This is a genomic window from Alistipes sp. CAG:29 (assembly GCF_000435435.1).
Classification (GTDB): Bacteria; Bacteroidota; Bacteroidia; order Bacteroidales; family Rikenellaceae; genus Alistipes; species Alistipes onderdonkii.
Genome location: NZ_FR893473.1, coordinates 47,537 through 74,351 on the forward strand (window position 1 = coordinate 47,537; position 26,815 = coordinate 74,351).

Below are 26,815 nucleotides of genomic sequence, written 5' to 3' on the forward strand. Positions count from 1 at the left end.
CCTTCCTGCTGAAGAAAAACAACATAGACCTCATACAGGGCTTCGGGCGCCTGACGGCGGCAGGCAGGCTCGACGTCGGCGGCACGCACTACGAAGCCGACCATATCATCCTCGCCACGGGGGCGCGCCCGCGCGAAATGGCGTTCATGCCCGTCGACGGCGAGCACGTGATCTCGTCGCGCCAGGCGCTGACGCTCACCCGGCTGCCCGAAACAATGGTCGTCGTGGGTTCGGGCGCCATCGGCAGCGAGTTCGCGTGGTTCTACGCCGCGCTGGGCGTGAAGGTCACCGTGGTGGAGTACATGCCCCGCATGATGCCGCTCGAGGACGAGGAGGTATCGAAGGCGATGGAGCGCGCATTCCGCAAACTGCGGGCGGCGGTGATGACCTCGACGACCGTGAAATCGGTCAGGGTCAACGCCGAAGGGCGTTGCGAGGTCGAGATCGAGGGCAAAAAGGGCCCCGAAACCCTGACGGCGGACATCGTGCTCTCGGCCGTGGGGATCAAGTCCAACATTGAGGGGATCGGCCTCGAAGAGCTGGGTATCGCCGTGGAGCGCGACAAAGTGCTCGTCGACCAATTCTACCGCACCAATGTCCCGGGCGTGTACGCCATCGGCGACATCGTGGGCGGCCCGGCGCTGGCACACGTGGCCTCGGCCGAGGGCATCTGCTGCGTAGAGGCCATCTGCGGCCTCGATCCCGCCCCGGTGGATTATTCGGCCATCCCGTCGTGCGTATTCACCTCGCCCGAGGTGGCTTCGGTCGGCATGACCGAGCAGCAGGCGCAGGAGCGGGGTGTCGCCTATAAGGTAGGGCGTTTCCCGTTCACGGCTTCGGGCAAGGCGACCGCCGCGGGCGACCGCGACGGCTTCGTGAAACTCCTCTTCGGCGAGGACGACACCCTGCTGGGGGCGCACATGGTCGGACAGAACGTCACCGAGATGATCGCCGAGCCGACGCTGGCTCGGATGCTGGGTGCCACGGCACACCGGATCGCCCGCACGATACATGCACACCCCACGATGAATGAAGGGGTCATGGAGGCCGCCGAAGCGGCATTGGGGGAGGCGATACACCTCTAACCCGCCTGGCAGACTAAACGCCCCTCTGGTAACGAGGGGCGTTTTGTTATAACGGTATTTCCACAGGGCGATACACCGATCCGGCTGCAGGTTCACAAACGCCGTACGACGTCAGAAACCCGTTCCGGGAACCGCAGGTCAGGCATCCCGGAGCGTCACCACGAACCGTGCACCCCCGGTATAGGAGGTGTCGAGGGCGATCGTACCGCCCAATTTCTCCACGATCAGCCGGCAGAGGCTCAAGCCCAGTCCCAGCCCCTGCGCAAAGGGATCGCCCTTGTAGAAGCGATCGAAAATCTTTTCCGCCAGTCCGGGTTCCACGCCGCAACCCGTGTCGGTGACCGACAAGGTCAGCGTATCCGGCCCCGTCAGGCCGCATTCGACCGTCACGGATCCCTGTTCGGTGAATTTGACGGCATTCTTCAGCAACTCGCGTACGAGCAGCGACACATAACTCCGGTGCAACGGGAATACGATCTCCGGGGCCGCGAGCTCCAGCCGGTATTCCACGCCCTCCTTTACGGGCAGGTGTTCCATTTCGGCACGGATAATCTTGCTGATGTCGAGCAGCTTCCGGGGCATTTCGGCACTCGTATTATCCAGCTGCGACACTTCGAGCATATCGTTGATGAGCGAAGTGAAGAGCTGCGTATTGTCGCGGATGATCTGTGCGAACTCCCGGCGCTCCTCCTCCGTGAGATCTTCCCCGGCGATCAGCTCGGCAAAACCGCTTATGGCATTGAGCGGCGTACGTATTTCGTGGCTCATCGACCCCATGAAGTCCCGCTTGAGCCGCTCGCTCTCCTGCGCGCGCTGCGATTCGACCGACAGGTTGTGCTGCAGGTGCTTGATGCGCAGCAGGTTCCGCCACAGGTAGACAACGGCGATGACGGCCAGCAGCAGGATCGTCAGGGCGAAGTAGAGCGAGTTCTGCCGTTTCTGCGCCAGTAGCAACGCTTTATCACGCTCGGCCTTGTCCAGTCCGTACTGCACTTCCAGTTCGCCCACCTTCTCGGCATACCTGTGCGACGAGAGCGAGTCGCGCAGGCCGACCACTTCGTTATAAACCCCGCACGCCTCCTTGTAGCGTCCCATGCGTTCGAGGATCTTGGCCTTGTTAGCGGATATCGCCACCAACTGCGACGTGACACCGCCCGGACGCAACTGCACCGTCAGCGAATCGAGGTAAGCCAGCGCCCTGGGGTAATCGCCCCGGCGGTTGTAATACTCTGCGCTGATCGTATAGAATCCCTGCCTGTTGGTCAGCAGGTTGCCCGCATCCGCCGCCGCGGAGTCCGCGAAACGGCGGTAACGCTCGTAATACGCCTGCAGGTTGCGCTCGTCGAGCAGCGGCGAGGTGCACATCGAATAGTAACAGACCAAGTAGGACATCTCCTTGGAAATATAGGGTCTGCGCCGTACGATCTCCGGATCGCGGTAATACTCGTCGAGCATCGCAAGGTAACCGTCGGCCGCATGTACCAGCCCGCTTTGGTCTTCCAAACTGCTGTAAGCCGCGATCAGGCAGGTGATCAGGTTGGCATGGAAATTCCGGCGTGCCGTGGGACGCATCCGCCCCAGCAGGGCGAGTTCGTCGTTCCAGAAAGGCAGGCCGCGCTCCATCTGCAGGTTTCCTTCGGCCGAGACCAGCCTGAAGGCGGCTATGCCTTTCAGGAAGAGCCGCGACGCCTCTTCGTATACATCGCCCGGGGGCAATGTCCGTACCGAGTCGATGTATTCACGGCACAGCCGCGCGGACTCCTCCGCCCCGGCAACCTGTATCCTGCGTGCCAGCTCCACCATGCGGTAATAAGCCCCGAGCCCCTCCATGCCGCTGCCCCGCATCAGCGGTTCCGCCTGCGCCAGTATCCGGGCGAGCGAATCCCCGGCACCGGGCGAAGAGATGTAATACGAAGCGAGCGACCCCAGCGACGCCCCGACGGCAAATCCGTCCCCGACGGCGGCGGCCTCGTCGAACAGTTTGCGGCTGTAATACAATTCGTCTTCCGACGAGTCGTTCAGGTCTTTCAGGTTCGGCAGGATATCGACCCGTTTGCGGGCATCCGGCTCCGATTGGCAAGCAGATTTCAGCGAATCTACGAGATGCGCCGGAGGTGTCGCGGAAGAAGCGGCCATCCATCCGACAGCCAACAGCGTCCACAGGGATTTTTTCATACAAGTTGGAATTGGCTTCCAAATATAGCTATTTAATTCCCAATATCAAAAAAACGAGGGAGGTTTCCTGGCGGAACCTCCCTCATTTCGAATCCTTTCAGTTTTTTACCTGAACCACTCCTGCAAGTGGTCTTTGGCGTAGAAGTAATACACCGCAAAACCCAGCCAGCTGGTGAGCAGCACCACGATCGAAGCGATCACCTTGCCCGCGGTCGAAATGTTTTTCTTGAAGATGTCCATCACGCACCATATTGCGCAGAAGACACCGATAAGCCAAATAATAGTCCCAATCATAGTCGATAATATTTATTTATTAAAATCAGTAAAATACCTTACGTTCAAACACGTCCGCCGGATAGACCACATCGCTCAGGAAAAGCCCCTGCGCAGGGGCGCCGCCACTCGAGCGCGACAGGTCGCGGCTTTCAACGATCTCGCGGAACTGCTGCGGGGTATAGCGCCCGCGCCCCACGTCGACCAGCGTCCCGACCAGCGACCGCACCATGTTGCGCAGGAAACGGTCGGCACGGATCGTAAAGCAGAGCACGCCCTGCCCGTCGGCCGTCCATGACGCGTGCATGACGCGGCAGATGTTGGTCTTGTTGTTCGAATTGAGCTTGGCGAACGACGTAAAATCGTCGTAGCACAGCAGCCAGGCCGCCGCCTCGTTCATCCGCCCGACATCCAGCGGCACGTAATACTGCCACGTCGTGCCCCGCGTAAAGGGGTTCTTGCGCGGCTCGATGTAGTAGCGGTATTCGCGCTCGCGCGCTGCGAAACGGGCGTGCGCACCGTCGTCCACGGGCGTCATGCTTCCCACGGCAATGTCCCCCGGCAGCAGGAAATTCAGTTTGTAGACCGTCTGCGCCGGATCGGGCACGGGCGCCGCACAATCGAAATGCGCCACATAATAGGAGGCGTTGACACCCGTATCGGTACGCCCCGCCCCTGTCACCTCGATTTTCTCGCGCAACAGGGTAGCGAGCGCCCGCTCGAGCGTCTGCTGCACCGACGGCATGTCGGGCTGCCGCTGCCAGCCGCAATAGGCGGCCCCGTTGTACCTGAGTTCCAGAAAATAGCGCATCGCGATCGGAGTGGTTTGCGCAAAAATACAAAAAAATCGGTTAGCGCCGCGGTTTTATGTCCAGTTTTACGGGATGAATCATATTCTCGGGCCGGAGCACCTCGTCCAGTTCGTCGCGGTTCAGGATGCCGTGTTCGAGCACCAGCTCGTAGACGCCGCGCCCGGTTTCCAGCGCCTCCTTGGCGATCTTCGTGGAATTCTTGTAGCCGATGATCGGGTTGAGCGCCGTCACCACGCCGATGCTGTTACGGACATATTGCAGGCACTTCTCCTCGTTGGCCGTAATGCCGTCAACGCAGCGGATGCGCAGCGTGTCGAAGCCGTTGATCAGCAGTTCGGCCGACTCGAAACAGCACTGCGCCATCACCGGCTCCATGGCGTTGAGCTCCATCTGCGCCGCCTCGTCGGCCATCGTCACGCACAACTCGTTGCCGATGACCTTGAAGGCGATCTGGTTCATCACCTCGGGGATCACGGGGTTGACCTTGCCGGGCATGATCGACGAACCGGGCTGGCGTGCCGGGAGGTTGAATTCTCCCAGCCCGCAGCGGGGCCCCGACGACAGCAGCCGCAGGTCGTTGCAGATCTTGTTCATCTTCGACGCGATGCGCTTCATCGCCGAGGAGTAGCCGACCATGCAGACCGTGTCGGACGTCGCCCCGACGAGGTCTTCGGCCAGCGTCACGTCCCAGCCGGTGATCTCCCGGATGGCCGCCGTACAGCGCTCGGCATAGCCCGGCTCGGCGCAGATGCCCGTGCCGATGGCCGTGGCGCCCATGTTGATCGACAGGAATTCCTGCGCCGCGTGGTCGAGGTTGTCGACCTCGCCCCGCAGGACGCTCGCAAAACCGTGGAACGTCTGCCCGAGGGTCATGGGTACGGCGTCCTGCAACTGCGTGCGCCCCATCTTGAGCACGCGGGCGAACTCGTCGCCCTTGCGCCCGAAGGCTGCGATCAGCGCTTCGAGGTGCCGGCGCAGTTCGAGGTGCGTGGCGTAAAGCCCGAGGTGGATGGCCGAAGGGTAGGCGTCGTTGGTCGACTGCGAACAGTTGACGTGGTCGTTGGGCGAGCAGTACTGGTATTCGCCGCGCGCGTGCCCCATGATCTCGAGCGCACGGTTGGCGATGACCTCATTGGCGTTCATGTTGGTCGTGGTGCCCGCGCCGCCCTGGATCATATCCACGGGGAAAAACTCGTGGAACCTGCCTGCCATGATTTCGCGGCAGGCCTGCGATATGGCTCCGAAAAGTTCGTCGGAGAGAAGCCCCATCGCGTGGTTGGCGATGGCGGCACCCAGTTTGACGATGGCCAGCCCCTCGATGAAACGCGGGTATTCGCACAGGCGGAATTTGCTGATGGCGAAATTCTCCAGTCCGCGCATGGTCTGCACGCCGTACAATACGTTGTCCGGCACCTCTACGCAACCGAGCAGGTCGCATTCGGTGCGTGTTTTCTTTGATTCGTTTTTCATACCCCTTACAATATAAAAATATTTCGACTTGTTTCTATTTCACATTAAAAGCTAAAAGCAGCAGAAAGTTAACAATTATTTCCCAAATAAAGAAGTATTTCGCATTTTCATGCCAAAATCGCCGGCCTCCCGAAAAAACGGCCGGCACGACCGGGGCCGGAAACAGGGAATACAGAGGAGGGGACGAGAAGGGACGAGAAGGGACGAGAAGGGACGAGAAGGGACGAGAAGGGACGGGGAAGGGCGGGGGCGAGGAGGGCGGATGCCAAGAAAGGGAATACCGGGGCAGGGCAGATACAGAAGAGGGTAGTCTGTCATGAGTAGGGTGGATACCGGGCGGATGTCCGGGAAAAGGCCGGGGCGGGAAACGATGCAGGGGCGGGCAGCAGGTAATCCGATGGCCGCGATGGGGCGAGAGAGGAGCGGCGTGCCGAAGGGAACGGACATAGCGGAGGAGGGCAGCGACTCGGCGTGCCGAGGAAACAGGGCATGGCGGAGGAGAACAGGAGGAGAGGACGGGGCGGAGGTATGCCGTACGGGCGCCGATTTCCCCGGAAAATAAACCGCACGGCCACAACCGCCAAATAAATTTGGCAGTCGGCGCAGCTTGTATTATCTTTGCCTCACAATAAATTCCCGCCCGGACAGGCAGCCCCGGCAGCGTGCAGGCAAAGTCTGCACCTGCGCCCGGCTCCGCAGCTCCCGTACGGGATTTGCACGATTCGAAAATCCGGAAAAATATGAAAGCAGCTATCATAGGTTACGGCAAGATGGGGCACGAGATCGAGAAGATACTCCTCGAACGCGGCCACAGCGTAGCGCTCGTGATCGACACGGACAATGCGGCCGACCTGAACGCCGCCAACCTCGCACAGGCAGACGTGGCGCTGGAATTCACCATGCCCACGACCGCCTACGGCAATATCCGCACCTGCATCGAGAACGCCACCCCCGTGGTGAGCGGCACGACGGGCTGGACGGATCGTCTGCCGGAGCTCCAGGAGCTGTGCCGCGAGAAGGGCGGGGCGCTGTTCTACGCCTCGAACTACTGCCTGGGCGTAAACCTGATGTTCCGCCTCAACCGCTATCTGGCGGAGATGATCGGCCGCGTGGGCGGCTACGGCGTACGCATCGCGGAGGTACACCACACCCAGAAGAAGGATGCGCCGAGCGGTACGGCCATCACGCTGGCCGAGGGCGTCATCGCCGGCCTGCCCGCCAAGACGGAGTGGGTGAACTATGCCCCGGGGATCGAACACGCCGCGAACCGCATCGGGAGCCCGGCCGAAGCGACGCCCCGCCAGGTGGTGATCGACTCCGTACGCGAGGGCATGGTACCGGGCATACACACCGTGACCTACGAGTCGGAGGACGATATTCTCGAGCTCAAACATACGATTAAGAACCGCCGCACGTTAGCAATGGGGGCCGTAATAGCCGCCGAGTTCCTTTGCGGCAAACAGGGCGTCTACTCGATGGACGACCTGCTGAAATAAGATAAGATTAGGACATGGGAAAGATCAAGGCATTCTTCCGTAACAAATGGGTCGGCTTCACGCTCGCCTCGCTGCTCTACACGCTGTGGTTCGTCGTATGGACGGGCAACCTCTGGCTGCTGCTGGGGCTGGTGGTGATCTTCGACCTCTACATTTCGAAGTTCTTCTACCGCTACGTGTGGTGCCACAACGTACGCCTCTGCCAGCGGAGCAAGACCTACAAGACCGTCTACGAATGGGTCAACGCCATCATCTTCGCCACGGTGGTGGCGTCGCTGGTGCACATCTTCATCTTCCAGATGTACGTCATCCCCACCTCGTCGATGGAAAAGTCGCTGCTGATCGGCGACTACCTCTACGTGAGCAAGGTGACCTACGGCCCGCAGATGCCCAACACGCCGCTGTCGTTCCCGTTCGTACACCACACGATGCCTTTCTCGCAGACGAAAAAATCGTTTTCCGAGGCGGTCAAGTGGCCCTACCACCGGCTCAAGGGATTGCGCAGGATCAAACGCAACGACGTGGTGGTCTTCAATTTCCCGGCGGGCGACACCGTACTGCTCGAAAACCAGGCCGTGACCTACTACGACGTGCTGCGCGGCTACGAAGAGTCGTTCGGCAAGGAGGAGGGACGCAAGCGCCTCGCGGAGAAGTACACCATCGTCAGCCGCCCGGTGGACAAGCGCGAGAATTACATCAAGCGCTGCGTCGCCATCGCGGGCGATTCGCTCGAAGTGCGCGACGGGCAGGTGTGGGTCAACGGATCGCCGCAGGAGCCGTTCCCCGGCATCCAGTACCAGTATGTCGTACAGGTCACTTCGCCCCTGACGCAATATGCCCTCGACAACCTCGGCATCACCGAATACACGGGCAACGGCTCAATGTACTACATGTTCCTCACGGACGAGGCGGCCGAAAAGGTCAGGGCGCTCGGCAACGTGCTCTCCGTGCGCCGTTATATCTACACGCCCAACACGGACGTTTTCCCGCAGTGGGCGGAACCGCGCTGGAGCCAGGACAACTACGGGCCGATCTGGATTCCGCAGAAGGGCGCCACGGTGCAGCTCACGGCCGAAAACCTGCCTCTGTACCGCCGCATCATCGAAACCTACGAAGGGCATGAGCTCGAAGAACGCGACGGGCGCATCTACATCGACGGCGCCGAGGCCGGCAGTTACACGTTCGGCATGGATTACTACTGGATGATGGGCGACAACCGCCACAACTCGGCCGACTCGCGCTTCTGGGGCTTCGTGCCCGAAGACCACATCGTCGGCAAGGCTTCGTTCGTATGGCTGTCGCTCGACGCGAACAAGTCGTTCCCGTCGAATATCCGCTGGGAGCGCCTCTTCAAGAAAGTACGCTAAAGGGTGGAAGCAGGGGACAGCTATCTGACGATCGCGGCACCCGCCGAGGCGGCATCGAGGGAGCGGAGCAGCAAATTCCTCGCCTATGCCTATCCCGTGCAGGACGAGGGGCAGATACGCGAAATACTCGACGCCCTGCGCAAGAGATACTACGACGCCACACACCATTGCTATGCGTGGAGGCTCGGGCCCGGGGGTGAGCATTTCCGCGCCAATGACGACGGGGAGCCTTCGGGGACGGCCGGACGGCCGATCCTCGGACAGTTGCTCGCGAACTCGCTGACGGACTGCCTGGTGGTGGTCGTCCGCTATTTCGGCGGCACGAAACTGGGCGTCCCGGGGCTGATCGCAGCCTACCGGGAGTCGGCGGCCGCGGCGATCGGGGCCGCCCGGATCGTGGAGCGCACCGTCGACCGCACCGTCCGCGTGGATTTCCCCTACATCGTCCTGAACAACATCATGCGCGTCGTGAAGGAGCAGCAGCCGAAAATCGTATCGCAGGAGTTCGACAACCTGTGCACGATGGTCTTCGCCATCCGCGAAAGCCGTGCGGCGGAACTGATTGAAAAACTGAAAAAAGCCGGGGGCTCCGTCCCCGAAGAGCAATAAATGGCACACGAAAAATCCATCTATATCAAAGGTGCGCGGGTGCACAACCTCAAGAATATCGAGGTGGAGATCCCGCACGAAAAGCTGGTCGTCGTCACGGGCCTGTCGGGCTCGGGAAAATCGACGCTGGCCTTCGACACGATCTTCGCCGAAGGACAGCGCCGCTATGTCGAGAGCCTCTCGGCCTATGCGCGCCAGTTCCTCGGGAAGATCAGCAAGCCCGACGTGGACATCATCACGGGCATCGCGCCGGCCATCGCCATCGAACAGAAGGTCAACACGCGCAATCCCCGTTCGACGGTGGGTACCACGACCGAAATATACGACTACCTGAAGCTGCTCTACGCCCGCATCGGGCACACCTTTTCGCCCGTGTCGGGGCAGGAGGTGCGCTGTTACAGCGTGGACGACGTGGCGGCCTACATCCAACAGCAGGGCGAGGGCGGCCGCGTCGTGATCGCGGCGCCGCTCACGCTGGGCAGGGGGCAGGGGATCATCGAGAAACTCACGCTGCTGCTCTCCGACGGCCTGATGCGCGTCTGGACGAAGGGCGAAACGCGGCTCATCGAGGATATCCTGCCCCAGGTCGACGAAAAGACCCGGGCGGAGGAGATCCTCGTGGTCATAGACCGGGCACGCATCGCCGCAGACGACGATACGCAGACCCGCATGCGGGACTCCGTAGCCCGGGCGTTCTCCTACGGCGAGGGGATCTGCACGGTCATCACCGACAAGGGCGCCACGGAGTTCTCGTCGCGCTTCGAGGCCGACGGCATCCAGTTCGAGCACCCCTCGGAACACCTTTTCAGCTTCAACAACCCGCTGGGGGCATGTCCCCGGTGCGAGGGGTACGGCAAGGTGATCGGCATCGACGAAGACCTGGTGATCCCCGACAAGAGCAAGACCATCTACGAGGACGCCGTGGCCTGCTGGCGCGGCGAGACGATGCGCAAGTGGAAGGAGCAGCTGGTGGAGAACGCCTACAAGTTCGATTTCCCGATCCACACGCCGTTCCATGAACTGACGCAGGAGCAGAAACGCATGTTGTGGCGCGGCAACGAATATTTCCACGGGCTGGACGACTTTTTCGCCTACATCGACTCGGAACGCCGCAAGATCCAGTTCCGCGTGATGAAGGCCCGTTATACGGGCAAGACCACCTGCCCCGAATGCGGCGGCAGCCGCCTGCGCAGGGAGGCACTCTACGTGAAGGTGGGCGGCAAGACCGTCGCCGACCTGGTGGTGATGCCGGTCGACGAACTGATCGCGTTCTTCGCCGGGCTGGAACTGGACGGGCACGATACGAAGACCGCGGCGCGAATCCTCGTGGAAATCCGCAACCGCCTGCAATACCTGGCCGACGTGGGGCTGGGCTACCTGACGCTCGACCGCCTTTCGTCGACCCTATCGGGCGGCGAAAGCCAGCGCATCAACCTCTCGACGTCGCTGGGCAGCAACCTCACGGGGTCGCTCTACATCCTCGACGAGCCTTCGATCGGCCTGCACCCGCGCGACACGAACCGCCTGATCAAGGTCTTGCAGCAACTGCGCGACCTGGGCAACACGGTGATCGTCGTGGAGCACGAGGAGGAGGTGATCCGCGCCGCCGACTACATCGTCGACATCGGCCCCAAGGCGGGCTACAACGGCGGCGAGGTGGTCTTCAGCGGCACGCTGCCCCAACTGCTCAAAAGCAGGAAGAGCCTCACGGCTGACTACCTGACCGGGCGCCGCGCGATAGCGCCCCCCGCCACCGAACGCGGCTGGAGCAACTCGATCCTCATCCAGGGGGCGCGTGAGAACAACCTGCGCAACATCGACGTGCGGATTCCGCTGGGCGTCATGACCTGCATCACGGGCGTGAGCGGCAGCGGCAAGTCGTCGCTGGCCAAGGGCATCCTTTACCCGGCGCTGCGGCGCCTGCTCTTCGACACGGGCGTCAAGCCTGGCGACTTCGACGGCATCGGCGGCGACGTGCAGCTGCTCAGGTCGGTCGAGATGATCGACCAGAACCCGATCGGCAAGTCATCGCGGTCGAACCCCGTGACCTATATCAAGGCCTATGACGAGATCCGCAAGCTGTTCGCCGACCAGCCCTACGCCCAGCATACGGGACTGGGGGCGTCGTCCTTCTCGTTCAACATCGCGGGAGGCCGCTGCGAAGAGTGCCAGGGCGAGGGGGTCATCAAGGTCTCGATGCAGTTCATGGCCGACGTCGAACTGGTATGCGAGGCCTGCGGCGGCAAGCGTTTCCGCGACGAGATACTCGAAGTGAAATACCGCGGCAAGTCGATCTACGACGTGCTGGAAATGACCGTCGACGACGCCATCGCGTTTTTCGGCGAGGACAAAAAAGACCCGACCTGCAAACGCATCGTCGAACGGCTCAAACCATTGCAGGACGTGGGGCTGGGTTACATCAAGCTCGGGCAGTCGTCGTCGACCCTTTCGGGCGGCGAGAGCCAGCGCGTGAAGCTGGCGTCGTTCCTGACCAAGGACAGCGCCCAGGGCGGCGTGATGTTCATCTTCGACGAGCCGACGACGGGGCTGCATTTCCACGACATCAACAAGCTGCTGGCGGCATTCAACGCCCTGATCGAACGGGGGCACACGATCGTCATCGTGGAGCACAACATGGACGTCATCAAATGCGCCGACTGGGTCGTCGACCTCGGGCCCGAGGCCGGCACGGGCGGCGGCAGGGTCGTATTCGAGGGCACGCCCCGCAACCTGGAGCAATGCCCGGCGAGTTACACGGGAAAATACCTCCGCCTGCGTACGAAATTATAACGAACACCGCCCCTGTAAAGGCGGAAATTCCCCGACAAGCAACAACAATGGAATTCTTCACATACCGACTCCCCAACGGCATCAGGGGCATCCACCGCCAGGTGAAAAGCAACGTGGCGCACTGTGCGCTGGTCATCAACGCCGGCAGCCGCGACGAGCATCCCGACCAGTACGGGCTGGCGCATCTGACCGAACATGCGTTTTTCAAAGGCACGCAGCGCCGCCGTGCCTGGCAGGTCAACTGCCGGCTGGAAAACCTCGGCGGGGAACTCAACGCCTTCACCACCAAGGAGGACACGACCATACACGCCACGACGCTGCGCGGCGACTTCCCCAGGGCGGCCGAACTGATCGCCGACGTAGCCTTCCGCTCGACCTTCCCCGAGCGGGAACTGGAACGCGAAAAGGAGGTGATCGCGGACGAGATAAACACCTACAAGGATTCGCCTGCCGACCTGATTTACGATACGTTCGAGGACATGCTCTTCGCAGGGTCGGAGCTGGGGCACAACATCCTGGGGCGCAAGAATGCGCTCGCACGCTACGACGGGGAAGCGATACGCGCCTTCACGGGCCGCACGCACACCACCGACCAGATGGTATTCTCGTCGATCGGGAACTTCTCGGCCAAAACCGCCGAAGCCGTCGCGGCACGTTATTTCGCCGGGCAGGCGGCTTCGGCACGCGGCTTCGGCAGGGTAGCCCCGGCACCCTGCGCGGCCTTCGAAAAGACAGTCGTGAAGCACACGCACCAGACGCACTGCATCATCGGCAACCGCGCCTACGGCATCGGCGAGGAAAAGCGGATGCCGCTGGCACTGCTGATTAACATCCTCGGCGGGCCGTGCGCCAACTCACTGCTCAACGTCGTGGTACGCGAGAAGAACGGGCTGTCGTACAACATCGAAGCCAGCTACACGCCGTACAGCGACTCGGGCATCGTGGCGATCTACTTCAGCTCCGAAAACGGCAATACGGCGCAGTGCATCGACCTGATCGAAGGAGAACTGCACAGGCTGCGCACGACGCCGCTCACCGCACGCCAGCTGTCGATGGCGAAAAAACAGTTCATCGCACAGCTGGCCATATCGAGCGAGAGCAACGAAGGGTACATGCTGGGGGCCGGAAAAAGTTTCCTGACGCACGACGACGTGGATACCATGGAACAGGTCTACGCCAAGGTGCGCGCACTGACCGCCGCACAGCTCACCGAGGTCGCCGAAGAAGTTTTCTCCGGCATGTCGAGACTCATCTATAAATAATAGGGATATGGAAAAGGAGATCGTATTCGTCCTGCTCGACGATTTCGCAGACTGGGAGGCGGCATTCCTCGCCCCGGCGCTGCGGGCGGGCACGATGCCGGGACGCCCGGCATCCTACGGCGTGAAATACATGACACCCGACGGCCGGCCCGTCCGGTCGATCGGCGGGTTGCAGGCCGCGGCCGACTGCGACGCCTCGGCGCTGCCCGAAGCGTGCGCAGGGCTGATCCTCGTCGGGGGTATGCAGTGGCAGTCGGAGGCGGCGCAACGGATCGTGCCGCTCGTGGGCGAGGCGCTGGCACGCGGGATCGTCGTCGGCGCCATCTGCAATGCCGTGTCGTTCATGGCCGCACACGGCTTCCTGAACGGTATCCGGCACACGGGCAACACCCTCGGAATGCTGCAAAAGTGGGGCGGGGCAAACTATACGGGCGAAGCGCTCTACGAGGAGCGGCAGGCCGTGCGCGACGGCAACGTCGTAACGGCCAACGGCACCGGACAACTGGAATTCACCTGCGAATGCCTGCTCGCCCTCGCGGCCGACACCCCTGAGGCCATCGAAGCGTCGTACAAGTTCAACAAGGAAGGGTTCTGCAAGCAGTAATGGACGCGCTCGAACAATACATCCACGACCACACCTCGCCCGAAGAGGAGTTGCTGCACGAGCTCGACCGTGAGGCCAACCTGCGGGTCGTACAGCCCCGCATGTTGTCGGGCCATATACAGGGGCGCCTGCTGGAGATGCTCGTGCGGATGCTCCGGCCACGGCGCATCCTCGAGATCGGCACCTTCACGGGGTATTCGGCGCTCTCGATGGCCGCAGGGCTCGAAGAGGGCGGGGAACTGCACACCATCGAGGTGGAGGACGAGCTGGAAGAGCTGGCGCAATCCTTTTTCGACCGCAGCCCGCACGGCGCGAAGATCCGGCTGCACATCGGCTCGGCACTCGACATCGCCCCGGCGCTGGGCATGGAATTCGACCTGGTATTCATCGACGGGGATAAACGCGAGTATCCGGACTACTACCGGATGCTGATGGGGGACGGCGGCACCGCCCCCCTGGTTCACAGCGGCTCGGTGCTGATCGCGGACAACATCCTCTGGTCGGGCAAGGTCGTGCAGCCCATAGCCCGCAGCGACCGCCACACGCAGGCCGTGGTGGAGTTCAACCGCATGGTCTCCGAAGATCCGCGGGTCGAAAACGTGATCATCCCCCTGCGCGACGGGCTGAACCTGATACGGGTAAAATAAGCCGGGAAATAGCAGGGAGCGGGATTTTTTCGTACCTTTCGGGAAAAATCAGCAACGATGGAACTGAGTGAATTGCAGCAACGGGTAGACGCATGGATCAGGCAGTACGGCGTGCGCTACTTCAGCGAGTTGACGAACATGACCGTGCTCACCGAAGAGGTGGGGGAGCTGGCACGCATCATGGCACGCAAATACGGCGACCAGTCGTTCAAGGAGGGGGAGAAATGCAACCTCGCCGATGAAATGGCCGATGTGTTATGGGTACTGGTATGCCTTGCGAACCAGACGGGTGTAGACCTCACGGCGGCAGTGGAGGCGAATTTCGCCAAGAAAACCTCGCGCGACAAAGAGCGGCACCTGCACAATCCGAAGCTCTGACCCCGAAAAACCGCCTGTCCCAGGAGTCATTCCGAAACCACGGCCGCACCGCGGCACAAAACACCCCGCGCAAGGCCAAGGGCTCCGTACGGGGTGTCCGCTTATGGTAAATCGGTAAACCGGCCGTTGTCAGCCGTGCGTTGGCTGGCGTCGGTCTGGGGTGGCGATCCGGAATAACGGAGGACGGAAAGCGGTCTGCCGGCGGTCTGAGGCGGCGATCCGGGGTGCCGGATACCGGACACCGGCCAACTGCCAACGGGCGTCGGCAGGGTGTTCGACTATCGGGAAACGTGGGGTTCGGCTTCGGAAATCTTCAGCGGAACGGCCCGCATGACCACCTGGCGCTGGGCATCGGAAAGCTCCCCGTAAGGCTTCCCGAACTGCCGCTGCGCCAAGTGGGTACGGATATCGTCGAATGCCTGCGCAATGCGATTCTGAACATCGAGATAACTGTCGAACGGGGTGTCGCTCGCCGTCTGCAACGATACGATCCCCTGGCTCACGGGGTATTCCATCTTCCCGCCGCCCGGTAGGTCGAATTCCGTCACCACCTTCTCGGCCAGCCCGGAGTTGTCGGACACATTGCGTACAAACGCCCCGACGCGCGACGTGAGCTCACGGGGGTCGATGAGCTCCAATGCGTCAGCCGTCCCGACCATCATCTTCCCGTTCCCGTTTAGCAGCACCAGAAAAACATTGCGCTCCTTGACCCGGATCTCAGGCCGTACCGTAGAGCTATCTTCCCCCGCGGCACTGCCGGGCACGACCGCCAGCACGTCGGCAACCACATTTACGCCCGGGGAAGAGGCGGAGCGGGGGGGCAGCATGCGCATAACCATGCGCTCATCGGTTCCGTTATACATGACACGCAGGATATTGGCAGCACGCAAAGCTTGTTTTATGTCGGTCACAACGCCCATTTTCGCCTCTTTCCCTGCTATAATCCAGGCACCGACATCGGCGGGCGAACGCTCGCCGCGCCAAGCCACGAGTTTCGGCTCCAGCTCGGCAACGGATACGGGGCCTCCGTTCAGCAGGATATTGCCGTCGGGCAATACCTGTATCAGGGCGGTATTCAGCGATGTTTCCACAACATTTTCCATCTCGCGGCTCCAGCCGAGGCCGGAATCGCCGGCCAGAAAACGATACCATTTACCGAAGGAAAGCATGGACGCATTGCTGAAACCGGCATCGAAGCACTCGAAGTTCCGGCCGGCAGGGTTCACGACCAGGCTGTCGCAGCGTATTTCCGTAAGCACCTCCTTCAAGGCCGGGTCGGGCGTTCCATCCCGGAAGCGGGCTTGTACGTTACCGGCGAATATCATTGTCCGGACATCCGACGGATAGGCCCTGTCAGAGCGGAGCACCTCCAGTTGCCCCGCGGCACCGAAGGTCACGGTCTTGCCGACGGCAGCAGCAGGGCTGCCGGATGCGTCGGACGTCAGGAGCACCTGCATGTCCGCACGGTCGGACTCGGAAAGTTTGGCGCGTTCGGCCGCGACATAGCCCGCCAGTCGGTCGATGGATACGGGACGCCCGTTGAACGTCACCGTCCCGTCGGCGGAGATATGGATACGGGAGGCAGTGCCCGGCTCGGAAGATCCGGAGGTTTTGGTCGTAAAGCTGCAAAGCATCATCATCCCGGCCACCACGGGGATGGCCGCACCGAAGCGCACGAATGCGAACCGGCGCCTTGTGAATTGTGTCATCATGGCAAATCGTTTTTTTGTGAGTGAATGATTCAACCCGCAGGCTATATCCGGATTATAACCGAAGAGTTGACGGAAAATAATCGTCCTGTATTCCGTGAGGCCGTACCCCGCATCGAGCACGTCGCGGTCGGCCTCCCACTCCTGCACCTCCGAAAGCCAGCGCCCGGCGATCCAGACAAAGGGATTGAACCAGAAGAGGCTGCGCACCAGTTCGAGCGCGATGCGTTCGGCGGAGTGGCGGTGGCGCACATGGCTCGCCTCGTGGCAGACCACGATCTCGCGGCGGCGGCCTTCGTAACCCTCACCCAGAAATACCGTCCGCAGAAACGAAAAGGGCGTCCCGACGCGAGGATTCTCCGCCACGGCATATGCGCCGCAATCGGTGATCCGCGAACGGCGGCGCAGACGTCTGATCCCGAGGATGCGCACGGCAAGGATCGCAAGCGACACCGCGGCGGTCAGCAGGTACAATGCGGCCGCGGCGATGCGTGCCACGCGTCCCCAGTCGGTGGCAGGGGCCGTTGTGCGTACGACGGCGGCCGGCTGGCCCGCCTCCGCGACGAAAGGTTCTTCGGCAGGCGGGACGGCCTGTGAGGCAACCAGCGGCAGCGGATCGGCCTCCGTACGGGCGGGGTAGAGGGGGATATCGAGCGCGGGGATCGCCGCCGAAAGCAGCATTGCCGCCACGAGGTAACGGCGACAAGCCGCGAAAGAGACTTTGCGGACGAGCAGCAGCCGGTAGAATGCCAGCAGCAGGCCGCTGCAAAAGAGCACTTCGAGCAGATAGAAGGCGGGGGATTTCATCACTTACGGTTTTTGAGCATGTCCAGAATGGCGTCGGTCTCCTCCAGCGAAATGGCCTTGTGTTCGGAGAAGAACGACACCAGCCGGCTGACGGAACCGCCGAAAAAATTATTCAGCACGGTGTCCATATAGCGGCGCGCATAGTCGTCCTTCGAGACGACGGGGTAGTATTCATGGGTCTTGCCATAGGCCTTGTGTGCGACGAAGCCCTTTTTTTCGAGAATGCGGACGATGGTCGAAACGGTATTGTAGGCGGGTTTGGGTTCGTCCATCTCGTCGAGGATGCCGTGTACGACGGCGGCGCCCCTGTTCCACAATACCTGCATGATCTCCAGTTCGGCACGGGTCAGTTCCTGTGGTCGGTTCTTTACTATTCCTGTCATAACTACACTTTTAGTTGATTTACCTGCAACGAAGATAAAACTAATATTTTAGTTATACAACTATTTTTTTAATTATTTTGCCGGAAAATAAAAAAACTGCCCGCAATGCAATGCGGACAGGGTATCGGGCGAAGGGCAGCCCCGGGGCTATTCAGCCAACTCGACGCAGATCGCACCGTATTTACCCGCCAGCCCGTAGATTTGCACGGCCTCGACGGGCAGCATGTAGAAATAGCGCATGGGCACTGCGGCATCCACCGAAAAAGCGCCGGTATGGCAGATTTTCAGCCACGCCCCGATCGTCGAGGGCCGGCCGCAGAAGACCACCAGGGGTATCCGGTCGGGGTATACATCCCCGATGACAACCCCCTGGTCGGTATCGTACCGTGCCATTGTCCCGCGGTCGGTATGGACTTCGAGCGTGCGCAGGAACAGCCCGTCGATAAACTGGAAGACGCTGCCCGGGACACGTACGCCGTCGAGCACATAGACGGCTTTAGGGGACAATCGGCGCCACAGCTCCTCGGGCACCTTGAACATGGACACATCGCCGCCGCTGCGGCGTACTGAATCGTACTCGTCCCGCAAGGTATAGGTCGCAATGTGCTTCGGCACCGTGCGCCATGTTCGCGCGGCTTCGTCATAGACAGCGTTTGACCAGGTATATCCCGCGACATTGCCCAGCAGGTGCGGACGGGCGCCCTTTTTCCGGTCGCGCTCGATAAAAAATTTCAGCAGCCGCACCTTTTCACGCCGGGTAGAGTCGGAAAGTTTCATGCGGCGATCCCGGATCTTGACCTTGCGGACGTTCCACAAGGTCACGGCGTCGTAAGCCACGGCCTCCGAAGTGCGTTTCCGATTGAGTTTATAGGCAAAGGGGCGGCCTGCGGCGGCAAAACCGGCCGTAACGGCGGGGGAGGGCTCATCGGCAAGCTCCTCGCGCTGCGCCTGGTCGAAGCGCAGCTCCGCCTCGTGCTTCTGCGGCTCCTGCGCCGACACGCCATGTACGGCCATCACAGCGCCCAACAGGGCGACCAGCCGGATAAACAGGTTTTTCATGCTACTGTCTCTTTATGCTACTAAAATTTTAGTAAAAATAAAACTAAAAATTTAGAAATACAAATTTTCGGGGCAAATAACGGCCTGGGAATAATTGGAAACGGCCATGAAAAAGCCCCGGCAAAATTGCCGGGGCCTTATGCAGCAGGGTAGCGCGGCTACTCCAGCTTGAGGTCTCTCTTGATGCCTTCGATCTTGGCGTCGAGCTCGGCCTGCACCTCATCGAAATCGGCAACCGACGCCAGGGGAGCCTTCACGCCGAAGTAGAACTTGATCTTGGGCTCCGTGCCCGACGGACGCACCGACACGGTCGTGCCGTCCTCGGTGAACCACTGGAGCACGTTGCTGCGATCCTGCACGATCGGGGTCATGGCGCCGCTCTTCACGTCGGTCGTTTCGAGCGTCAGGAAATCGTTGATCTTCACGACGGGCGATCCCAGGATCGTCTTGGGCGGGTTCGCGCGGAATTCGACCATCATCTTCTGGATCAGTTCGGCACCCTCCTTGCCCTTGCGGACGACCGACACGAGTCCCTCGCGGTAGAAACCGTATTTCACGTAAAGCTCCTGCAGCCACTCGTAGAGCGTCAGACCCATCGTATCCATGGCCCATGCGGCGGCTTCGGCAGCCAGCGAGCAGGCCGACACGGCATCCTTGTCACGCACGTAATCGCCGGCAAGGTAGCCGAACGACTCTTCGCCGCCGCCGATATACTTGGCCTTGCCTTCGTTCTCGCGGATGATCTTGGCGATATACTTGAACCCCGTGAGGCAGTCGTAGCATTTCACCTTGAAATGGTCGGCCACGGCATTGGCCATCTGCGAGGTGACGATGGTCTTCACGACGTACTGGTTCCCGTCCAGCTCGCCGCGCTCGGCCCAGCGGGTCAGCTGGTAGCTCATCAGCAGCACCAACGTCTGGTTGCCGTTCAGCAGCACGTACTCGCCCTTCTTGTTGCGCAGCGCGACGCCGATACGGTCGGAGTCGGGGTCGGTAGCCAGGACGAGGTCGGCCCCCTCCCTGGCCGCGAGGTCGATGGCCATCGACATGGTCTTGCGCTCCTCGGGGTTGGGCGACTCGACGGTGGGGAAGTTCCCGTCGATGACGGCCTGCTCCTTCACCATGATGATGTTCGTGAAGCCGAATTTACGCAACGACGCGGGCACCAGGCGGACGCCTGCGCCGTGCATCGGGGAGTAGACGATCTTCATGTCGCGGTGCTTCTTCACGCTTTCGGGCGAGAGCGACAATTCGTGCACCTTATTTAAATAGATCTCGTCGAATTTCTCGTCGAGGATCGTGATGTTTTCGGGATTCCTGCCCGTGAGTATCATGTCCACGTCGGTGATCTTCTCCACTTCGGCGATGATATTCTTGTCGTGCGGCTCGGTGACCTGCGCGCCGTCCGTCCAGTAGGCCTTGTAACCGTTGTACTCCTTGGGGTTGTGCGAGGCGGTCACGACCACACCCGAATGGCATTTCAGCTCGCGGATGGCGAAGCTCAGTTCGGGCGTCGGGCGCAGCGAATCGAACAGGAAAACGGTGAATCCGTTCGAGGCGAAAATATCGGCCACATGCTCGGCGAACATGCGTGAATTATTGCGGCTGTCGTGGCCGATCGCAACCCGGATCTGCTCGCCCGCGAAGTTCTTCTTGAGATAGTTCGAAAGCCCCTGTGTAGCAGCCCCCACCGTGTAGACGTTCATGCGGTTGGTACCCACGCCCATGATGCCGCGCAAGCCGCCCGTACCGAATTCGAGGTCTTTGTAGAAACTCTCGGTGAGTTCTTTCATATCATTATCAATCAGGTATTTAACCTGCTTCTTGGTAGCTTCGTCGTAGTGGCCGTCAAGCCATGCCTGCGCTTTTTTCAGCACCAATTGTTCCAGTTCGTTAGCCATAAGTTTATTGGTTTTATTTATAACTTGATTATAGGACTGCCTAAAAAATTGATATGCAAATATACGAAATTTATTTCTATTATTCACTATCAGGGAGTTAAAATTGAATGTCCGGAAACCGTTGTTTTTCTATATATAAAAAAAGTGAAAATACAACACCTTTTCGGAAATCTTTTTGCAAAATTATTCACAACTTTGTCACATCAAAAACAGTGCAACCCTTATCATGTTAAACAACACGCAGACATATAGCGATATGTGGCAGAACTGCCTTGACCGGATCAAGGCACAGACCTCCGAAGAGGAGTTCGTGAAGTGGTTCCAGCCGATCGTACCGCTCGAGTTCGACGGCACCAACCTGCGCCTGCGTGTTCCCAACGAGAGCTACGTACACCAGATCGAAAAGAACTACATCCCGTTCCTGCGTCCGATCATCTCGCAGCTCTACGGACAGCAGACCCGGCTGCACTATGCCGTGCCGCGTTCGACACCCCCGGCCGTACCCGTTACCGCCGATGCCGACACCACGGCCATTTCGCGTTTCAACACGCAGACCAACACCGCAAATATAAAGAATCCCTTCGTAATTCCGGGGCTCAAGAAGATAATCATCGACCCGCAGCTGAATCCGGGGCTCACGTTCGCGACCTTCATCGAGGGCGAATGCAACCGCCTGGCACGTTCGGCGGGCATGTCCGTGGCCGTAAACCCGGGCAACAACCCCTTCAACCCCCTATATATATATGGGGACTCGGGACTGGGCAAGACGCACATCGTACAGGCCATCGGCCACGAGGTACGCCAGCGCCATCCCGAGTTGCAGGTGCTGTATGTCTCGATGAACAAATTCCAGGCGCAGTTCCAGACCGCGTACAAGAACGGCGAAATCCCCGATTTCATCCATTTCTACCAGATGATCGACGTACTGATCATCGACGACATCCAGGAACTGACCGGGAAGACGGGCACGCAGAATGCGTTCTTCAACATCTTCAACCACCTGCAGCTGGCGGGCAAACAGCTGATTCTCACCTCGGACAAGCCGCCCGTGGAGCTGAAAGACATCGAACAGCGCCTGCTGACGCGCTTCAAGTGGGGATTGTCGGCACAGCTCAACACGCCCGACTACGACACGAAGCTCAAGATCATCCGCGTAAAGGCGCAGAAGTTCGGGGCGCAGATTTCGGACGACGTGGTGGCCTACCTGGCGGACAACATCTCGGCCAACGTGCGTGAGATCGAGGGAGCGCTCTCGTCGCTGGTGGCCAACGCCTCGTTCCTCGGGCGCAAGATCACCACGTCGCTGGCCAAGGAGATCCTGAAGGTCTACGTGCAGCTCTACCAGAAGGAGATCACGCTCGACCACATCATCGAAGTGGTGTGCGAATACTTGAACCTCGATTTCGCTCGCTTCAACTCCACGGAGCGGACGCGCGAGATCGCCCAGGCACGGCAGATCGCCATGTACCTCGCCAAACAGCACACCAAGGCACCGCTCACGACCATCGGGGCCGCCATCGGAGGCCGCAACCACGCCACGGTGCTCCACTCGTGCAAGGCCGTATCGAACCTGATCGAGACCGACAAGGCGTTCCGCCGACAGGTCGAGGAGATCGAAAAGAAAGTGCTTGCGCAATAACCGGTTACAGGGAGGGGCTTCCGCCGGGAGGGGGTGCCCCCGCCACGAAGGCGCATCGCACAAAGCAGCCCCGGGCCGGAACAATTGCGGACACATACCGTAAAATCCAAACAGGGAGCCGTGACAGGTTTTGTCACGGCTTTTTTTTTATATATTTGCGGCCTGGGCAGGCGGGCAAACCCGCCGCCCGCAAAACATCCTGAAAACTCCGGAAGCCCGCCACGGGCGCAACCGGAAAAAACAAGCGACCACCGCATGGATCAACCCAAACTCGAACGCCTGCTGCGGCTGATGAAGCTACTCACGGCAAACACCACCTACAACGTCGACCAGCTGGCCGAACGGCTCCAGATGTCGCGCCGCACCATCTATCGCTACATAGACACCTTCCGCGAGGCGGGTTTCGTCATCAAAAAAGCGGGCGACTGCATTCGCCTCGACAAGGAGTCCCCGCACTTCCGCGACATCTCGCAGCTCGTGCATTTCACCGAAGAAGAGGCCGTGATCCTCAAGAGCGCCATCGAGAACATCGACGACACGAACCTGCTGAAACAGAACCTCAAACGCAAGCTCTACTCGGTCTACGACAACAAGACGCTGGCCGACACGGTCGTGCGCGGCAAGAACGCCCCGAACATCCGGACGCTGATCGAGGCCATCGACCGGCAACGGCAGGCCATACTGCACAGCTACCAGTCGCCGCACGGCGGGGAAGTCCGCGACCGCCGCGTGGAGCCCTTCGCCTTCACGACCAACTACGTGCAGGTGTGGTGCTACGATCCGGAGGCCGGGGCATGCAAGCTCTTCAAAACCTCGCGCATCGGGTCAGTGGAGCTTACCGCAGAGGCCTGGGAACACGGGGCGGAGCACCGCGAAGGGTTCATCGACGTCTTCCGCATGCACGGTGGCGCACGCCACCGGGTGCGGCTGGAGCTGGGGCTGCTGGCCTACAACCTGTTATGCGAGGAGTACCCGCTGGCCGAACGCGACGTCCGGCCGCTGGGGCGGGGAAGATGGCTGCTCGACACCCAGGTCGCCGGGTTTGCCGGCGTGGGACGCTTCGCCGTCGGGCTGCTGGACGACATCCGCATCGTCGACTCGCCGGAGCTGACCGCCTATATCCGCGATTATATCGCGGCAAACAAGTTGCTATAAGATTTTTTCGTATATTTGTAATACACATAAAACATCCGACATCATGAAAATAAACACGATCGCAACGCTGGGTGTGCTTTGCACGGCATTAGCAGCCGGTTCCTGCTGCCGGCAAACACCCCGAACGACTGAAACGCTGCCGGCAGCAGCGGCCGTCGTACTGCAGGATTACGGGACGGAACCGACCGTCCTGAACATCGAAAGCTACACGCTCGGGAACGAGAATTTCAGGACGGTGCTCTGGACGGGCAACAACCTGCAGGTCACGCTGATGACGATTCCCGTAGGCGGGGATGTAGGGTTGGAGCAGCACATGGGCATCGACCAGTTCCTGCGCATCGAAGAGGGTATGGCACAGGTGATGATGGGCGACAGCCAGGATAAGCTCGACTTCGTACGCGACGTGGAAGACGACTATGCGATCTTCGTCCCGGCCGGGAAGTGGCACAACATCGTCAACAAAGGCGACAAGCCGCTGAAACTCTATTCGATCTACGCCCCGGCGGAGCATCCCCACGGCACGGTACACAAGACCCAGCAGGAAGCCATGGAGGCCGAACACGCCCACTGACCACAGGGTAGGGTTCCGGCAAAAAAAACGCATGTTTCGCAAAAAAACATGCGTTTTTTAATTCCGTGTCACAAGTTGTCACTACGGCGCTGTTACTTTGTACCGTGAACCTAAAAGAAAACGATTATGGGAACAGCTTACAAAATCAGGTGCAGGCACTGCGGGGCGCAGTTCGAGCACCACATGCAACCGGGCTACGGCGTACTGCCGGTGTGCGTGGGATGCGGCGAATATGTCGAAACCGAAACGGCGATCCGCTGCCCGGCTTGCCGCAAGAAACTCAACACCACGCAGGAAGAGTTCAACGAACAGATCGAGGTGACCTACATGTGGGACTGAGCGGCGCGTGGCACACGCGGCAGGGCAACAAAAAAGTAGGCACAGAAGGGTGAAAATCCGCGGAAAATTCCTATCTTTACCCAAAATAGGCAGCGCTCGGGCCTTGCCCCGGAAACGGGGTACAGCGCAGGGTCTGCACTATTTTTGCGAAAACGAACCTTTTTTCGGAAACGTATGACACAGTTACAGGCGGGGGATATGGCCCCGGATTTCAAGTCCACGACCCAGGACGGTGCGGCGCTGACGCTGGCCGACCTGAAGGGACAACGCACGATACTCTATTTCTACCCCAAGGACAACACCTCGGGGTGCACGCTCGAAGCCAAGAGCCTGCGCGACGGCAGGGAAGAACTCGCCCGCATGGGATTCCGGATCATCGGCGTAAGCCCCGACAGCGAAAAATCGCACCGGAACTTCTGTGCCAAGCACGACCTGAATTTCACGCTGCTCGCCGACACCGACCACAGCGTCTGCGAAGCTTACGGGGTCTGGGCCGAAAAGTCGATGTACGGCCGCAAATACATGGGCGTACTGCGCACGACGTTCGTCATCGACGCCGAGGGGCGGATCGAAAAGGTATTCACCAAGGTCGACACCGCAAACCACTACCGGCAAATCCTGGACGCTTACAAATAGGACGGCACCAACCGACGACAGGCATGAAATTCTTTGCGGGCATACTACTTGCGGCAGGCAGCCTCTTGGGCACCTTGCAGCTTCCGGCACAAGGGCGGCCGGCAGCACTCGGGCATGAGCTTGCGCAAAGCCCCGCACGGGAATCCGCGGCGGAGCCGGGGCGGAAACAGCCGGCGGAATTCGCAGCAGGGTCTCCGGGCGTGCCCGCGACAGAACTTCCGGCCGAGTTCTCGGCCAAGGCGCATGCCGCCGCAAGTTCGCTGCGGATGCTTCCCCCCGAGGAGTTCGGGCTCCGGTGGCTGCAGGAAGAGGTAAACCCCTACCTGCGCGCACGCCGCAAACTCCACCGCACCATGCAGGAGCGGGCTGCGCAACAGGAGGAGTCCCTGATCCGATCCCGGCAGAAATACCCGCACGACCTGAACAGGCGAACCGGGCTCTGGGGAATAGGCAACACATCGGTCAACAACTGGAGCCCCTTCCAGGACCGGATGCTGGATGCCCGGACAATCAGCTTCCCAATGCCGCGCGGCACGAAAGCCGACAAGCGCACCGACCAGATGAAAGCCCTGGACAGGATGCGGCAACAAAAACGATAAAAAAAATTTCAAATAACGAGGAACTACACAAAATGGCAGAAAAAGTACAGGTAAATGCGGATAAGCTCAAAGTGCTTAACGCAGTGATGGAAAAAATAGAAAAGGACTTCGGCAAGGGCTCGATCATGCGCATGAACTCGCAGGAGGTGAACGACGTACCGGTCATCCCGACGGGTTCGATCACGCTCGACATGGCGCTGGGTGTGGGCGGCTATCCCAAAGGCCGCGTCGTGGAGATCTACGGCCCCGAGTCGTCGGGTAAGACGACCCTGGCGATCCACGCCATCGCCGAGGCGCAGAAAGCCGGAGGCATCGCGGCGTTCATCGACGCCGAGCACGCTTTCGACAGCTTCTACGCGCAGAAACTGGGCGTGGACGTCGACAACCTGCTCATTTCGCAGCCCGACAACGGCGAGCAGGCGCTCGAAATCGCCGATTCGCTGATCCGGTCGAGCGCGATCGACATCATCGTCATCGACTCGGTGGCGGCGCTGACCCCCAAGGCCGAGATCGAAGGCGAGATGGGCGACTCAAAGATGGGCCTCCAGGCCCGCCTGATGTCGCAGGCACTGCGCAAGCTGACGTCGAGCATCTCGAAGACCAAGACGGTCTGCATCTTCATCAACCAGCTGCGCGACAAGATCGGTGTCGTCTACGGTAATCCCGAGACCACGACGGGCGGCAATGCCCTGAAATTCTACGCCAGCGTGCGCATCGACATCCGCCGCATGTCGGTCATCAAGGACGGCGAGGAACAGTTGGGAACACGCACGAAGGTGAAGGTCGTGAAGAACAAGGTGGCACCCCCGTTCAAACGTGCGGAATTCGACATCATGTTCGGCGAGGGCATCTCGAAGATCGGCGAGATCGTCGACCTGGGCGTCGACTACGGCGTGGTCAAGAAAGCCGGCTCGTGGTTCTCGTACGGCGACCGCAAGATCGGCCAGGGACGCGACGCCGTGAAGGAGCTGCTGAAAAACGACGACGGGCTCCGCAACGAAATCGAGGCCAAGGTACGCGAGGCCATGAAGGCACCTAAACAATAAGGT

General features: G+C 60.5%; 24 protein-coding genes. 16 read left to right on the forward strand and 8 right to left on the reverse strand.

Annotation, left to right across the window (positions count from 1 at the left end):
- A partial coding sequence (locus QVP03_RS08695) for a dihydrolipoyl dehydrogenase family protein (RefSeq protein ID WP_288210720.1) occupies positions 1-1,085 on the forward strand: 1,085 nt, incomplete at its 5' end.
- Between the two features lie 138 nt (positions 1,086-1,223).
- Here the strand turns inward: QVP03_RS08695 and QVP03_RS08700 are convergent.
- The 4 genes from QVP03_RS08700 to QVP03_RS08715 form a co-directional block, all read right to left on the reverse strand.
- Positions 1,224-3,260, reverse strand: a complete 2,037-nt coding sequence (locus QVP03_RS08700) for a sensor histidine kinase (RefSeq protein ID WP_022333095.1) — start codon at positions 3,258-3,260, stop codon at positions 1,224-1,226.
- Positions 3,261-3,365: 105 nt separating this feature from the next.
- The gene (locus QVP03_RS08705) at positions 3,366-3,554 is read right to left on the reverse strand and encodes a hypothetical protein (protein WP_022333096.1); all 189 of its coding nucleotides are present in this window, start codon (positions 3,552-3,554) and stop codon (positions 3,366-3,368) included.
- Between the two features lie 25 nt (positions 3,555-3,579).
- Entirely contained in the window at positions 3,580-4,344 is a 765-nt protein-coding gene (gene truA / locus QVP03_RS08710; protein WP_022333097.1) for a tRNA pseudouridine(38-40) synthase TruA, read from the reverse strand.
- 40 nt (positions 4,345-4,384) lie between these two features.
- Positions 4,385-5,815 (reverse strand): aspartate ammonia-lyase, encoded by a 1,431-nt coding sequence (locus QVP03_RS08715; RefSeq protein ID WP_022333098.1) that lies wholly within the window; start codon positions 5,813-5,815, stop codon positions 4,385-4,387.
- 740 nt (positions 5,816-6,555) lie between these two features.
- Here QVP03_RS08715 and dapB point away from each other — a divergent pair.
- The 8 genes from dapB to QVP03_RS08755 are packed head-to-tail and all read left to right on the forward strand — an operon-like array spanning position 6,556 to position 14,968.
- The gene (gene dapB / locus QVP03_RS08720; protein ID WP_022333099.1) at positions 6,556-7,311 is read left to right on the forward strand and encodes a 4-hydroxy-tetrahydrodipicolinate reductase; all 756 of its coding nucleotides are present in this window, start codon (positions 6,556-6,558) and stop codon (positions 7,309-7,311) included.
- A gap of 14 nt (positions 7,312-7,325) precedes the next feature.
- Positions 7,326-8,678 (forward strand): signal peptidase I, encoded by a 1,353-nt coding sequence (lepB, locus tag QVP03_RS08725; RefSeq protein WP_018695808.1) that lies wholly within the window; start codon positions 7,326-7,328, stop codon positions 8,676-8,678.
- Positions 8,679-8,681: 3 nt separating this feature from the next.
- A complete protein-coding gene (locus tag QVP03_RS08730; protein ID WP_018695807.1) occupies positions 8,682-9,287 on the forward strand; it encodes an IMPACT family protein in 606 nt (201 codons plus the stop codon).
- Complete coding sequence (gene uvrA / locus QVP03_RS08735; protein WP_022333100.1) at positions 9,288-12,077, forward strand: excinuclease ABC subunit UvrA; 2,790 nt, start codon at positions 9,288-9,290, stop codon at positions 12,075-12,077.
- Between the two features lie 47 nt (positions 12,078-12,124).
- Positions 12,125-13,339, forward strand: coding sequence for a M16 family metallopeptidase (locus QVP03_RS08740; protein WP_022333101.1), 1,215 nt, complete (start codon positions 12,125-12,127; stop codon positions 13,337-13,339).
- A gap of 7 nt (positions 13,340-13,346) precedes the next feature.
- Positions 13,347-13,943 (forward strand): DJ-1/PfpI family protein, encoded by a 597-nt coding sequence (locus tag QVP03_RS08745; RefSeq protein WP_022333102.1) that lies wholly within the window; start codon positions 13,347-13,349, stop codon positions 13,941-13,943.
- Positions 13,943-14,590 carry an O-methyltransferase gene (locus QVP03_RS08750; protein ID WP_022333103.1) on the forward strand — a complete coding sequence of 216 codons (648 nt, stop codon included), beginning with the start codon at positions 13,943-13,945 and terminating at the stop codon, positions 14,588-14,590. Before QVP03_RS08745 ends, QVP03_RS08750 begins: the two co-directional genes overlap by 1 nt.
- Before the next feature lie 57 nt (positions 14,591-14,647).
- On the forward strand, positions 14,648-14,968 hold the full coding sequence (locus QVP03_RS08755) for a nucleotide pyrophosphohydrolase (protein ID WP_022333104.1): 321 nt from the start codon (positions 14,648-14,650) through the stop codon (positions 14,966-14,968).
- 278 nt (positions 14,969-15,246) lie between these two features.
- On the opposite strand, the gene QVP03_RS08760 is transcribed toward QVP03_RS08755, so the two are convergent.
- The 4 genes from QVP03_RS08760 to QVP03_RS08775 form a co-directional block, all read right to left on the reverse strand.
- Complete coding sequence (locus QVP03_RS08760; RefSeq protein ID WP_022333105.1) at positions 15,247-17,484, reverse strand: M56 family metallopeptidase; 2,238 nt, start codon at positions 17,482-17,484, stop codon at positions 15,247-15,249.
- A complete protein-coding gene (locus tag QVP03_RS08765; protein WP_018697198.1) occupies positions 17,484-17,867 on the reverse strand; it encodes a BlaI/MecI/CopY family transcriptional regulator in 384 nt (127 codons plus the stop codon). Before QVP03_RS08765 ends, QVP03_RS08760 begins: the two co-directional genes overlap by 1 nt.
- Before the next feature lie 147 nt (positions 17,868-18,014).
- Positions 18,015-18,926: a hypothetical protein gene (locus QVP03_RS08770; protein ID WP_022333106.1), complete on the reverse strand. Its 912-nt coding sequence runs from the start codon at positions 18,924-18,926 to the stop codon at positions 18,015-18,017.
- 158 nt (positions 18,927-19,084) lie between these two features.
- Complete coding sequence (locus tag QVP03_RS08775; RefSeq protein ID WP_022333107.1) at positions 19,085-20,827, reverse strand: phospho-sugar mutase; 1,743 nt, start codon at positions 20,825-20,827, stop codon at positions 19,085-19,087.
- A 226-nt stretch (positions 20,828-21,053) separates the two neighbouring features.
- Between QVP03_RS08775 and dnaA the strand changes: the two genes are divergently transcribed.
- From dnaA to recA, 7 genes are all read left to right on the forward strand, one after another.
- Positions 21,054-22,466 (forward strand): chromosomal replication initiator protein DnaA, encoded by a 1,413-nt coding sequence (gene dnaA / locus QVP03_RS08780; protein WP_055203390.1) that lies wholly within the window; start codon positions 21,054-21,056, stop codon positions 22,464-22,466.
- A gap of 255 nt (positions 22,467-22,721) precedes the next feature.
- Positions 22,722-23,621: a helix-turn-helix transcriptional regulator gene (locus tag QVP03_RS08785; protein WP_022333109.1), complete on the forward strand. Its 900-nt coding sequence runs from the start codon at positions 22,722-22,724 to the stop codon at positions 23,619-23,621.
- A 43-nt stretch (positions 23,622-23,664) separates the two neighbouring features.
- The gene (locus QVP03_RS08790) at positions 23,665-24,192 is read left to right on the forward strand and encodes a cupin domain-containing protein (protein ID WP_022333110.1); all 528 of its coding nucleotides are present in this window, start codon (positions 23,665-23,667) and stop codon (positions 24,190-24,192) included.
- Between the two features lie 126 nt (positions 24,193-24,318).
- A complete protein-coding gene (locus tag QVP03_RS08795) occupies positions 24,319-24,531 on the forward strand; it encodes a hypothetical protein (protein WP_022333111.1) in 213 nt (70 codons plus the stop codon).
- A gap of 174 nt (positions 24,532-24,705) precedes the next feature.
- Positions 24,706-25,167 (forward strand): thioredoxin-dependent thiol peroxidase, encoded by a 462-nt coding sequence (gene bcp / locus QVP03_RS08800; RefSeq protein ID WP_022333112.1) that lies wholly within the window; start codon positions 24,706-24,708, stop codon positions 25,165-25,167.
- 23 nt (positions 25,168-25,190) lie between these two features.
- Positions 25,191-25,766 carry a hypothetical protein gene (locus QVP03_RS08805; RefSeq protein ID WP_022333113.1) on the forward strand — a complete coding sequence of 192 codons (576 nt, stop codon included), beginning with the start codon at positions 25,191-25,193 and terminating at the stop codon, positions 25,764-25,766.
- Positions 25,767-25,798: 32 nt separating this feature from the next.
- A complete protein-coding gene (gene recA / locus QVP03_RS08810; RefSeq protein ID WP_018697188.1) occupies positions 25,799-26,812 on the forward strand; it encodes a recombinase RecA in 1,014 nt (337 codons plus the stop codon).
- Positions 26,813-26,815: the final 3 nt, after the last annotated feature.